Here is an 11,279-nt window from a genome sequence, read left to right on the forward strand (position 1 = left end):
CTGTTACCCCTCCTGCGGTACGAAGGTCCCATGCGGGTTCTGGTGGCGGAGGACGAACGCGACCTCGCCGATCTCGTGGCGACGGGGCTGCGCCGCCACGCCATGGCGGTCGACGTGGTCTACGACGGGGCGGGCGCCGCCGAGCGGCTGGCGGTGAGCGACTACGACGTCCTCGTGCTGGACCGCGACCTGCCCGAACTGCACGGCGACCTCGTGTGCCGGGAACTGGTGGCACGCGGGAGCCGTACCCGGATCCTCATGGTGACGGCGGCGGCGTCGGTGCCGGACCGGGTCGCGGGCCTCGGCATGGGCGCCGACGACTACCTGCCCAAGCCGTTCGACTTCGCCGAGCTGGTCGCGCGGGTGCGGGCGCTGGGGCGGCGCAGCAGGTCGCAGGTGCCGCCGGTGCTGACGCGGCACGGGATCACGCTCGACACGCACCGCATCCAGGCGTCCCGGGACGGGCGGCACCTGCATCTGTCGCTCAAGGAGTTCGCCGTCCTGGAGACCCTGCTGCGGGCGGAGGGCGCGGTGGTGAGCGCCGAACGGCTGCTGGAGGAGGCGTGGGACGAGAACGTCGATCCGTTCACGACCGTGGTCAGGGTCGTGGTCAGCCGTCTGCGGGCGAAGCTGGGCGACCCGCCCTGCATCCAGACCATCCCCGGCGCCGGCTACGTCTTGTGACGACGGTCCGGGTACGGCTCACGCTGATCTACTCCGGGCTGTTCCTGTTCACCTCCGTCGTGCTGCTGATCATCGTCAACACGCTGATGCGGCAGGCGCTGGACACGCGGATCGCGCGGTTCCCGCTGCCGCCCGAGCGGCCGCGTCCGGCTCCGGCCCCGCGCCTGGGCGAGCCGGAACCGCCGCCGCCGCTGTCCGAGCTGGTGCGGGACGTCATCCACTACCAGTGGGACGTGAGCGCGCTGACGATCGGGGTCCTGACCCTGGTGTCCGTGGTGGTGGGATGGGTGGTCGCGGGGCGCGTCCTGCGGCCCCTCCACCGGATCACCGCCACCGCGCAGCGGCTGTCGCTGTCCACCCTCCACGAGCGGATCGCCCTCACCGGGCCGAAGGACGAGCTGAAGGAACTGGCCGACACGTTCGACGCCATGCTCGACCGGCTGGAGCGCTCCGTCGAGGGGCAGCGCCGGTTCATCGCGAACGCGTCCCACGAACTGCGCACCCCGCTGGCCGTGCAGCGGACGGCGATCGAGGTCGGCCTGCCCGAGGACGTCGGGGAGATCCGCGCCAAGCTGCTGCTCCACAACCATCGCATGGAGAACCTCATCGACGCGCTCCTCGCCCTCGCGCAGGCCGGGCACGGCCTGCGCGAGCGGAGCCCGGTGGCGCTCGGCGAGATCGTACGGTTCGCCCTGGCCGACGCGGGCGAGAACGGGCGGGGGCCGGCGGGCGTGACGGTGACCTCGCGGATCGCCCCCTTCGTCCTGCAGGGGGATCCGGTCCTGCTCAACCGGCTCGTGACCAACCTCGTCGACAACGCGCTGCGCTACAACCATTCCGGCGGGGCCGTGGACGTGACCCTCGCCGACGGTGTGCTGACGGTCCGCAACACGGGCCCGGAGGTGCCGGAGGAGCGGTTCCACGATCTCTTCGAGCCGTTCCGCCGGCTGCACACCACCCGGGAGCAGGGCGCGGGGCTGGGGCTGTCGATCGTCGCGTCCATCGCCCGCGCGCACGGAGCCGCCGTACGCGCGCGACCGGGCCCCGCAGGGGGCCTGGAGGTCACGGTGGCGTTCGCGCGGGACCCCCGCGCAGGGACCTAGCGGCGGGGGCGCAGGCCGTCGAAGAGGAGGCCGAGAGCCCGGCCGCGCAGGTCGTCGCTCCACTGGTCGCGCTCGGCCGCCAGGCACGCCGCGGACAGCAGGGCCAGGAGCTCGGGCATGCGGACGTCGGACCGCACCGCGCCCGACTCCTGCGCGGCCAGCAGCAGCCGCTCGATCACGTTCCGCATGCCGCGGGCGGCCTCCGCCGTCCCCGCCTTCGGATCGGCCCCGGCCGCGGTCAGCAGGTCGGCCGGGGTCCTCCTCCGCCGCGCGCCGGCGACGACGCGCCCGAGGAACCCGAAGAAGGCCTCGCCCGCGTCGGCCGGCAGCGTCTCCGCCTCCGCCAGGAGCCGCAGCACGCCCTCGACGATCACCGCGTGGTAGAGGGCCTCCTGGTCGGGGAAGTGCCGGTAGATCGTGCCGAGCCCCACCCGCGCCTCATGGGCGACCGCGCGCATGGACGCGGACGTCCCGTCGCGGGCCAGGACGGTCTCGGCCGCCTCCAGGATCCGGGCCCGGTTGCGCCGCGCGTCGGCGCGCAGCGGTCTGGCGTCGCCGGTCATCGTCCTCCTCGCCTGAGCGGCCCGATGCCGCGTTGACAACCGGAACATTAGTTCCGTATGTTGCCGCGACATAATCGGAACGCCGGTTCCGGTTCTCGGGAACAAGGGAGCGCAGTGCGGCACACACAACTCGGTCGTTCGGGGCTCAAGGTCTCCACGGCGTGCCTCGGCACCATGAACTTCGGCATGCGACCCGGCATGGGCCCCGGCTCGGCCGGCGGCTGCGACGAGACGGAGGCCGCCCGGATCGTCGACGCCTTCCTGGAGGCGGGCGGGAACGTCATCGACACCGCCGACGCCTACAACGGCGGCGAGTCCGAGCGCGTCGTCGGACGGGCCGTCCGGGGCAGGCGCGACTCCGTCGTGCTGGCCACCAAGGCGTTCCTGCCGCAGGGACCCGGGCCCAACGACCGCGGGCTGTCCCGGGCCCACCTGACCCGGGCGCTGGAGGGCAGCCTGCGCCGCCTCGGCACCGACCACGTGGACCTCTACCAGTGCCACCAGTGGGACGACTCCACTCCGATCGAGGAGACCATGGCGACCCTGGACGGGTTCGTGCGTTCGGGCAAGGTGCGTTACATCGGCTGCTCCAACTTCACGGCGGCGCAGATCGTGGAGTCGCAGTGGGCCGCGGAGCGGGCGGGCGGCACGCCGTTCGTGTCCCTCCAGTCGCAGTACTCCCTGCTGGCCCGGAGCATCGAGGCGGAGATCCTGCCCGTCTGCCGGCGGCATGGCCTCGGCACGCTGGTCTGGTCGCCTCTCGGCGGCGGCGTGCTGGCGGGCCGCTACCGGCGGGGCGAGGCCCCCGGACCCGGCACCCGGATGGCCCGGCTCAGGGCGTCGCCGATGCCCATGGCCCGCGCCTGGGCGGACGGCCTGCTCAACGAGCCCAACCTCGTGGTCGCCGAGCACGTCGCCGAGGCGGCCGCCGGACTGGGCGCCACACCGGCGGCGGTGGCGCTGGCTTGGGTGCGCCGGCGGCCGGGGGTCACCTCGGTCGTCGTCGGGCCCCGCACCCTGGACCAGCTGCGCGACAACCTCGCCGGGCTCGACCTCGACCTGCCGCCGGAGGTCGCCGCCCGCCTCGACGAGGTCTCCCGGCCCGCCCGCACCGCACCCGTCGACGGGACGCGGGCCGGGGAGTGAACGTCGCGAAAACATCGGCGGCGAAGGGATTGGCGCGGCTCCACGGGTGCAGTAGAGGGCCATGGACGCCAACACAGCGCTTCTCGCCGTCGTCGTCGTCACGGCGCTCGCGTTCGACTTCACGAACGGCTTCCACGACACCGCCAACGCCATGGCGACGTCCATCGCCACCGGTGCGCTGCCGCCGCGCGCGGCCGTCGCACTGTCCGCCGTGCTCAACTTCGCCGGTGCGTTCCTGTCGCTCAAGGTGGCCGCCACGATCGCGACCGGCATCGTCGACAGCGGCGCGATCACGCTGACCGTCGTCTTCGCCGGTCTCGTGGGCGGCCTGGCCTGGAACCTCGTGACCTGGTACTTCGGCATCCCCTCCAGTTCGTCGCACGCGCTGATCGGCGGCGTGGCGGGGGCGACGCTCATCGCGGTGGGCGCCTCCGCCGTCAAGGGCGCCGCGATCGTGTCGAAGGTGCTGATCCCCGCCGTCCTCGCACCGGTCTTCGCGGCCCTCGTGGCGACGGCCGGCGCCTTCCTCGTCCATCGGATCACCCGGGGGACGCCCGGGGGCGTCCGGGAGCGCGGCTTCCGCGTCGGCCAGCTCTGCTCGGCGTCCCTGGTGTCGCTCGCCCACGGCACCAACGACGCCCAGAAGACGATGGGAGTCATCACACTGGCCCTCGTCGCCGACCACGCGATCGCGCCGGACGCGGGCACGCCGTTCTGGGTCATCCTCGCGTGCGCGGTGACGATCGCCCTGGGCACCTACACCGGCGGCTGGAGAGTGATCCGTACGCTGGGCAAGGGCCTCACCGAGATCGGGCCGCCGCAGGGATTCGCGGCGGAGGGCTCCTCGGCGGCGATCATCTTCGCCGCGACCCACTTCGGGCTTCCGCTCTCGACGACCCACGTGACCGGCGGCTCGGTGGTCGGCGCAGGGCTCGGCAGGCGGCTCGCCGGGGAGCGCAGCGAGGTGCGGTGGGGCCTCGCCGGCCGCATGGTCGTGGCCTGGCTGGTCACGCTCCCGGCCGCCGCGCTCGTGGGCGCGGCGGCGTGGAAGGGCGCCGACGCCATCGGCGGAACCGGCGGCGCGGCCGTCGTGTTCGCCGTGATGCTGCTGCTGGCCGGCGGTCTCTACCTCGCCGCCCGGCGCGAGCCGGTGACCCACGCCAACGTCAACGCCGAGTGGACCGGGCGTCTCGTCCCCGTCAAGGAGCCGGTCGGATGAGCCAGTACATCGACTTCGCCGTGCTGTGGAAGGTGCTGCTCGCCGGGCTGCTGGGCGGCGCCGGGCTGGTCGCCGTCTACGCCCTCGGTCTCGCGGCTCTCGCCGCCGGCCGGGTGTACGACACCCCTGATCGGGGCAGCGGGACGTCCGCGGCGCGAGCGGCCGGAACGGTCGTCGCCGTCGCCTGCTTCGGCCTCGTCCTGGCCGGGGCGTTGCTCGGCCTTTACGTAATGCTGACCAAGTGAGCGGGGTCGGAGATGCCGGAAGCGTCGCAGGTCGCGAAGGATCACCCGGACGGCGTCGAGTTGCTGCGGCGCACGCCGGGACTGAAGGTGCTGGACGACGATGACGACGATCCCGTCCTCGTCCGCGCCGACGGCGGGCCGGTGGACACCTGGCGCGAGCACTACCCGTACGACCACCGCATCTCCCGGCAGGACTACGACCGGCAGAAGCGGCTGCTGCAGATCGAGCTGCTGAAGCTGCAGTACTGGCTGAAGGACACCGGCGGGCGCCTGGTCATCCTCTTCGAGGGACGGGACGCCGCCGGCAAGGGCGGCACGATCAAGCGGTTCATGGAGCACCTCAACCCCAGGGGCGCGACCGTGGTGGCGCTGGAGAAGCCCAGCGAGCGCGAGCGCGGCCAGTGGTACTTCCAGCGGTACGTCTCCCACCTCCCGGCCGCGGGGGAGATGGTGCTGTTCGACCGGTCCTGGTACAACCGGGCCGGGGTCGAGCGGGTCATGGGCTTCTGCTCCCCCGAGGAGTACATGGAGTTCATGTACCAGACGCCGCTGTTCGAGCGGATGCTCGTGCGCGACGGAATCCGCCTGGTCAAGCTGTGGTTCTCCGTCTCCAGGGCCGAGCAGCGCACCCGGTTCATCATCCGCCAGGTCGACCCCGTACGGCAGTGGAAGCTGTCGCCGATGGACATCGCCTCGCTGGACCTGTGGGACGAGTACACCCGGGCCAAGGAGGACATGTTCCTCAACACCGACACCGAGGACGCCCCCTGGACGATCATCAAGAGCAACGACAAGAAGCGCGGGCGCCTGGAGGCGATGCGCTACGTCCTGTCCCTCTACGACTACGACGACAAGGACGTCTCGGTGGTGGGCGAGCCCGACCCCCTGATCGTCCGGTCCGCCGCCGACATCGTGGACGAGGACAACGCCGAGCCCCTGTCGCCCTTCTGACCGGTCCTCACGCGTCCCGCACGGTCAGGCCCGTTCCGCGCCGCGGAACAGGTCGCGTACGGCCGAGCCGAAGTAGGGGCCGTACATCGTGCGCTGGTCGTTGCTGTACTTGAAGCTGCTCACCGACGTCAGCGTGCCGCGGCCGGAACCGGGGTCGAAGCCGCTCAGCCAGGGACCGCCGCTGGCCCCCGCCGTGAGGTCGCACCGCAGGCCCTGGTCGCGGGTCTGCCCCTGCGGGTCGCCGTGCGGCACCCCGGCGCAGTAGAGCAGGCGCTCCCCGTCGTACGGGGGGTCGGCGGGGAAACCGAACCCGTAGGTCCGCCGGCCCTGCGGCGCGTCGAAGCCCAGGGGCTGGCCGCCCACCACGTCGGTGAGGTGCCGGCCGTCCTGGTCGTCCACGGCCACCATCCCCACGTCGTAGTCGTCGTTTCCCGCGCGTGACCAGGGCCCGGCGACGAACATGCGCCGGGCCGGGAACGCGCCGTACGGCTGACGTCCCTGGTCGTATCCGGGGACGAAGGTCCAGTTCTCGGCCCAGGCTCCGGCGCCGTCCTTGACGCAGTGCCCGGCGGTGACGACCACGTCCCTGTTCGCGCTGCGCACGGCACTGGCTGAGCAGACGAAGTCCACGCCGTTCATGGTCAGGAAGACCCTTCCAGTGGTCCTCGTCACCGAACCGCCCGCCGCCCAGTGCGTGCCGCTCGTGGTCACCGGGGGCATCGCCGCCGCCTGCCGCGTCCTGGTTGTCCCGCCCGTCCCGCCGGTCGCCGGCACGCCGGTCCGCGCGGCGGACCGCGGCGCCGGCCCGGGCGCGAGGACCGGCGGCGGCAGGGCGGTGATCTTCTGCAGGCCCGCCAGCAGCCCTATCGGGGCCGCCCGCGCCATCCGCTGCGGCGTCCAGTACGTCTCGGCGGCGTGGTCCGCCACATGTTCCACGACGTCCGTCACGGGGTCCGGCACGGGGTGGCTCGCGGGATCGTTTCCGGGCGGGACCGCCGGTCCGGGGCCGCGGACGAGTCCTGCGGCGAGGAGGGTGACGGCAAGCAAGGGGAGGCTCGGAGTCATGGCTCCAGAGTGTGGACCACGATCGGTGTCCGCGTGGCTACTTTCCGTGAATCAGGACAGCCCCGTGTTCTGGGCGGTGTTGTAGACCGCCTCGGCCTCGGCGCCGAAGTACGGCCCGAACATCCAGGACGGCGCGAAGTTGTACTTGAAGCTGTTCACCGAGTTGACCATGCCGCCGCCGGTGCTCTGGTTGAAGTTGAGCAGCCACGGGCCGCCGCTGGAGCCTCCGGTCATGCCGCAGCTCAGCCCCTGGTCCTCCGAGGACAGGTAGTCGTCGAACGTGCGCCCGCTGCAGTAGACCAGCCTCGACCCGTCGTACGGCGCGCCGGCCGGGTACCCGAAGGCGTACGTCTGGCGTCCGCGCGGCTGGTTGAACGCCACGCCCTGGCCGCCGACGACCTCGGTGAGGCTCCTGCCGCCCTGGGGCGCCACGACGGCGGCGGCGATGTCGAAGTTCATGTTCTCGCCGGAGTTCCACTGGGAGGTGGTGAGCAGGGTGGTCGCGGGCCAGGTGCCGTCGGGCCGGTCGCCCTGGTCGTAGCCCGGCACGAACACCCAGTTGGCGTGGAACGCGCCGTTCAGCTTCACGCAGTGCCCCGCCGTGATCACGACGCTCTTGTTGGCGCTGGTGACGGCGGTGCCGGTGCAGGAGGCGTTCCGGCCGGCGTCCGATCCGGTCGTCACCGTGAAGAACACCCGTCCCGTGGTCCTCGCGATCGTCCCGCCCGCCGTCCAGGACGACCCGGAGGTCCGGGACGAGACGTACGCCGAGGACCCCGCCGCGGCGGCCCCCGAGGCGGCGGCCCCCGAGGCGGCGGCCTGCGTGGACGCGCTCGCGGCGGTGCTCGAGGGGGCGCTCGTGGGGGCGACGGCGGCGGGGCTCGCCCCGGGCGCGTCGAGAAGGGCGGAGGCCGCGGCGGCGAAGTGCCGCGAGCCCGTGCCGGGTGCCTCCAGCGGTTCGGCGGCCTCCATCCGGGCGGTGGTCCAGAACTTCCGGACCGTCCGCTGCTCCGCCGCCGTGTCGGCCGCGTCGTGCACGGCGGGCCGCGGGCCGGCGGCCGCCGTGGCGGTCCGCGCGGCCGTCGCCGCGGCGCCGGGCACGGCGGGTAAGGCGGCGAGGACCATGGCCCCCGCGATGGCCCCCGCGGCCGTGACAGTGGGGGCCGCGAGACGTCGTGCCGAGGGGTGCATGCCTACCTCCGTGTCGGGATGTCCTGACGCGGGAAGGTAGCGACGCCTCCGGCTGGATTTCTCACGATCCGCCTATACGGTTATGGGCAGATTCCGGCATAGATGTACTGGTTTCTCCACCGCATCGGCTGTTCCGTACGGCGGAACGGAAGGGCGACGCGGATGCCGTCGCGGTTGTCGTCTCGGCGACAATGAGGGAATGAGCTCCCAATCCTCGCCGCAGCCCCGGTCAGTCGTCGTGCTGGGCTCTACCGGCTCCATCGGCACCCAGGCCCTCGACGTCGTCGCCCACGCGTCCGGACGGTTCCGGGTGACCGCGCTCGCGGCGGGCGGCGGGCGGGCCGACCTGCTCGCGCGGCAGGCGGCCGAGACGGGGGCGGAGACGGTGGCCGTCGCCGACCCGGCGGCCGTGCCCGCGTTGCGGGAGGCGCTCGCCGCCGCCGGGGCGCGGCCCCGCGTGCTGGCGGGCCCGGAGGGGGTGGCGGAGGTCGCCGCGTCGCCCTGCGACGTCGTGCTGAACGGCATCACCGGGGCGCTGGGGCTCACCTCCACCCTCGCGGCGCTGGAGGCGGGCCGGGTGCTCGCGCTGGCCAACAAGGAGTCGCTGATCGTGGGCGGCCCGCTGGTCAAGCGGCTGGCCGGGCCGGGGCGGCTCATCCCGGTCGACTCCGAGCACTCCGCGCTCGCCCAGTGCCTGTGGGCGGCCGGTCCCGGCGGAGCCGCTCCGGCGGCCGTACGGCGGCTGGTCGTGACGGCGAGCGGCGGCCCGTTCCGGGGCAGGAAGCGGGCCGAACTGACGGACGTGACGCCCGAGATGGCGCTCAACCACCCGACGTGGTCCATGGGCCCGGTCATCACCGTGAACTCGGCGACCCTGGTCAACAAGGGCCTGGAGGTGATCGAGGCCCACCTGCTGTTCGACATCGGGTTCGACCGGATCGAGGTGGTGGTCCACCCGCAGTCGATCATCCACTCGATGGTGGAGTTCGTGGACGGCTCGACGGTCGCGCAGGCGAGCCCGCCCGACATGCGGCTGCCGATCTCGCTCGCGCTGGCCTATCCCGAGCGGGTGCCCGGAGCGGCCCGGCCGGTCGACTGGTCCACCGCCTGCACCTGGACCTTCGAGCCGCTCGACGACGAGGCGTTCCCCGCCGTCGCGCTGGCCCGGCACGTCGGCACCCTGGGCGGCACGGCCCCGGCGGTCTACAACGCCGCGAACGAGGTGTGCGTGGAGGCGTTCCTGAAGGGCGCCCTGCCGTTCCCCGGCATCGTGGACACGGTGGAACGCGTGGTGGCCGCCCACGACCCCGGCCCCGCGTCGTCCGTCGAGGAGGTCCTCGACGCCGACGCCTGGGCCAGGGCGCGGGCGGCCGAGCTCACGCGCTGAAACCGTCCCTGGGACCGTGGCGCGACCCGGGTCAGGCGGGCCGCGCCGCGGTCGGGCGGGTCAGGCCGCCGAGCAGGTCAGCGACGGGGTGCCGCTGCTCGATCCGTTGGCCAGGAAGCCGAAGGTGGTCGAGGCGCCGGCGCCGAGGCTGCCGTTGTAGTTCACGTTCTGCACGCTGACGTTGCCGCCGGACTGGCTCAGTGTGCCGTTCCAGACCTGGGTGATCGTGCCACCGCTCGGCTGCGTCCATTTGACGGTCCAGCCGCCGATGGACGAGGAGCCGGCCTTCACCGTCACCTCACCCTGGAAGCCGCCGCCCCACGAGCTGACCACCTTGTACGTCGCCGAGCAGCCGCCGGGGCCGCCGCTCGACGGGGACGTGGACGGGGACGCGGACGGGCTCACCGGCGGGCTCGGCGAGCTCTTCGGCGTGATGCTGGGCGAGGCCGACGGGGAGACGGGCGGGGTGGGGGTGCTGGTGCCGGTCTGGCCGACGCCCGTCACCTCGCCGTTGCCGCCGTCGAAGACGACGTCGGAGCAGCTGTAGAACGTCTCGTTGCTGTCCGAGCGCTGCCACACGGTGTAGATGATGTGGCGGCCGCTCTTACCCGAGGGCAGGCGGGCGTCCCAGTAGTAGTGGCCGTCCTCGGTGCCCACCGAGCCGACGCTCGGCGGGTTGGTGACGCTGTCGAAGGGCGTCGACTCCAGGTCGCTCCACGCCAGCGCGCGGGTCGGGCTCCAGGAGTCCTTGGTGATGTACGACCGGAACGTGCCGGGGTGCGCCGCCCACTTGTTGTACTTGAACTGGATGGTCGCACCGGACGTCAGGTGGGTGACCGGCCAGTCGTTGCGGGCGAGGTCGAAACCGCTGAAGTCGTAGACGATCGCGCCGCCGCTGCACAGCTGCCCGTCCGGGATGAAGCCGGACATCCGGCCCGCGCCGTCCGAGCGCAGCACGGCGAACCAGTTGTACAGCGCGTTGGTCCCGCCCTTGGCGACAGCCGCCGCGCAGGCCGGGTTCTTCGGCTGGATGGCACCGCTCGAGGTGGTGCCGTCCTTCCAGCACAGGTAGGTGCGGCTGCCGGGGGTCATCGGGGCGCCGTGCGCGTTCGCGGGCGAGCTGAGGACGACGGCGGAGACGAGGGCGGACAGCGCGGCGACGATCACGCCGATCGTCACCTTCGATGGTGTTCTTCGTGGTCTTCCCACGGGCTACCCTTTCGCGTGGTCATGGCTGCCGCACTCGTGGTGCAGCACGGCACCGCCGACGGCGCGAGCACGTCGGCCCCGGGGGACAGCCTCTGACTAACCGACCTGATTGGTGGTGGTGCGAGAGCACTCGCGCTGTTCGGACTGTAGGTCGGCCTTGTGCCACCGCCCACCCCGGTCGCCGCGGGGTCGATCGTCCGTGCAGGTGGGACCGTTTTCATCGACCATCGGTCATGAAACCTTCATTCCTCGTGAAAAGGTTTCGGGCCACCCGCCCTCGCGGCACTCCTTAGACTGGGAGGGCCCCCCATCGGGCATCGCCTATCAAACAAGGTGCAGAAATGTCTGTTGATCTCGGGATTCCCGCCGTACGGACCCGGCCGATCGCGAAGCGGCGGGTGTCGCGTCAGATCATGGTCGGGCCGGTCCCCGTCGGCGGGGACGCGCCGGTCTCGGTGCAGTCCATGACCACCACGCTGACCGCCGACGTCAACGCCACACTCCAGCAGATCGCCG

12 protein-coding genes are annotated in these 11,279 nt (G+C 72.6%); 8 read left to right on the forward strand and 4 right to left on the reverse strand.

The features are described 5' to 3' along the window. Positions 1–30: 30 nt before the first annotated feature. Positions 31–684, forward strand: a complete 654-nt coding sequence (locus FED44_RS35095; protein WP_111701452.1) for a response regulator transcription factor — start codon at positions 31–33, stop codon at positions 682–684. After that, positions 681–1,787, forward strand: a complete 1,107-nt coding sequence (locus tag FED44_RS35100) for a sensor histidine kinase (RefSeq protein ID WP_138463364.1) — start codon at positions 681–683, stop codon at positions 1,785–1,787. Before FED44_RS35095 ends, FED44_RS35100 begins: the two co-directional genes overlap by 4 nt. Here FED44_RS35100 and FED44_RS35105 read toward each other — a convergent pair. After that, positions 1,784–2,350 carry a TetR/AcrR family transcriptional regulator gene (locus FED44_RS35105; protein WP_208759335.1) on the reverse strand — a complete coding sequence of 189 codons (567 nt, stop codon included), beginning with the start codon at positions 2,348–2,350 and terminating at the stop codon, positions 1,784–1,786. The two genes, FED44_RS35100 and FED44_RS35105, sit on opposite strands and share 4 nt — an antisense overlap. Positions 2,351–2,464: 114 nt before the next feature. Between FED44_RS35105 and FED44_RS35110 the strand changes: the two genes are divergently transcribed. From FED44_RS35110 to ppk2, 4 genes are all read left to right on the forward strand, one after another. After that, positions 2,465–3,496 (forward strand): aldo/keto reductase, encoded by a 1,032-nt coding sequence (locus FED44_RS35110; protein ID WP_138463366.1) that lies wholly within the window; start codon positions 2,465–2,467, stop codon positions 3,494–3,496. A gap of 61 nt (positions 3,497–3,557) precedes the next feature. Next, the gene (locus tag FED44_RS35115) at positions 3,558–4,715 is read left to right on the forward strand and encodes an inorganic phosphate transporter (protein WP_138463367.1); all 1,158 of its coding nucleotides are present in this window, start codon (positions 3,558–3,560) and stop codon (positions 4,713–4,715) included. Then, complete coding sequence (locus tag FED44_RS35120; protein WP_111701457.1) at positions 4,712–4,960, forward strand: hypothetical protein; 249 nt, start codon at positions 4,712–4,714, stop codon at positions 4,958–4,960. Before FED44_RS35115 ends, FED44_RS35120 begins: the two co-directional genes overlap by 4 nt. Before the next feature lie 12 nt (positions 4,961–4,972). Beyond that, positions 4,973–5,911 carry a polyphosphate kinase 2 gene (ppk2, locus tag FED44_RS35125; protein ID WP_111701458.1) on the forward strand — a complete coding sequence of 313 codons (939 nt, stop codon included), beginning with the start codon at positions 4,973–4,975 and terminating at the stop codon, positions 5,909–5,911. A gap of 24 nt (positions 5,912–5,935) precedes the next feature. Here ppk2 and FED44_RS35130 read toward each other — a convergent pair whose 3' ends face one another. Together FED44_RS35130 and FED44_RS35135 are read right to left on the reverse strand one after the other, a co-directional pair. Further along, the gene (locus FED44_RS35130) at positions 5,936–6,976 is read right to left on the reverse strand and encodes a trypsin-like serine peptidase (protein WP_111701459.1); all 1,041 of its coding nucleotides are present in this window, start codon (positions 6,974–6,976) and stop codon (positions 5,936–5,938) included. A gap of 51 nt (positions 6,977–7,027) precedes the next feature. Continuing rightward, complete coding sequence (locus FED44_RS35135) at positions 7,028–8,167, reverse strand: trypsin-like serine peptidase (protein WP_208759336.1); 1,140 nt, start codon at positions 8,165–8,167, stop codon at positions 7,028–7,030. 199 nt (positions 8,168–8,366) lie between these two features. Here FED44_RS35135 and dxr point away from each other — a divergent pair, with 199 nt between their 5' ends. Further along, positions 8,367–9,554, forward strand: a complete 1,188-nt coding sequence (gene dxr / locus FED44_RS35140) for a 1-deoxy-D-xylulose-5-phosphate reductoisomerase (protein ID WP_138463368.1) — start codon at positions 8,367–8,369, stop codon at positions 9,552–9,554. Between the two features lie 60 nt (positions 9,555–9,614). Here the strand turns inward: dxr and FED44_RS35145 are convergent, their stop codons facing one another. Further along, positions 9,615–10,733 carry a lytic polysaccharide monooxygenase auxiliary activity family 9 protein gene (locus FED44_RS35145; protein ID WP_244302539.1) on the reverse strand — a complete coding sequence of 373 codons (1,119 nt, stop codon included), beginning with the start codon at positions 10,731–10,733 and terminating at the stop codon, positions 9,615–9,617. Positions 10,734–11,104: 371 nt separating this feature from the next. On the opposite strand from FED44_RS35145, the gene FED44_RS35150 reads away from it, so the two are divergent. Further along, the coding region (locus FED44_RS35150; protein WP_167521676.1) for a flavodoxin-dependent (E)-4-hydroxy-3-methylbut-2-enyl-diphosphate synthase at positions 11,105–11,279 on the forward strand (175 nt) is incomplete at its 3' end.

It is taken from the genome of Microbispora triticiradicis (assembly GCF_005864065.1).
Lineage (GTDB): Bacteria > Actinomycetota > Actinomycetes > Streptosporangiales > Streptosporangiaceae > Microbispora > Microbispora triticiradicis.

Excerpts from the sequence above, each read along its gene's own strand:
- FED44_RS35095 (WP_111701452.1), top strand. The coding sequence starts at position 31 with ATGCGGGTTCTGGTGGCGGAGGACGAACGCGACCTCGCCGATCTCGTG.
- FED44_RS35105 (WP_208759335.1), bottom strand. The coding sequence starts at position 2,350 with ATGACCGGCGACGCCAGACCGCTGCGCGCCGACGCGCGGCGCAACCGG.
- FED44_RS35115 (WP_138463367.1), top strand. The coding sequence starts at position 3,558 with ATGGACGCCAACACAGCGCTTCTCGCCGTCGTCGTCGTCACGGCGCTC.
- FED44_RS35120 (WP_111701457.1), top strand. The coding sequence starts at position 4,712 with ATGAGCCAGTACATCGACTTCGCCGTGCTGTGGAAGGTGCTGCTCGCC.
- ppk2 (WP_111701458.1), top strand. The coding sequence starts at position 4,973 with ATGCCGGAAGCGTCGCAGGTCGCGAAGGATCACCCGGACGGCGTCGAG.
- FED44_RS35130 (WP_111701459.1), bottom strand. The coding sequence starts at position 6,976 with ATGACTCCGAGCCTCCCCTTGCTTGCCGTCACCCTCCTCGCCGCAGGA.
- FED44_RS35135 (WP_208759336.1), bottom strand. The coding sequence starts at position 8,167 with ATGCACCCCTCGGCACGACGTCTCGCGGCCCCCACTGTCACGGCCGCG.
- dxr (WP_138463368.1), top strand. The coding sequence starts at position 8,367 with ATGAGCTCCCAATCCTCGCCGCAGCCCCGGTCAGTCGTCGTGCTGGGC.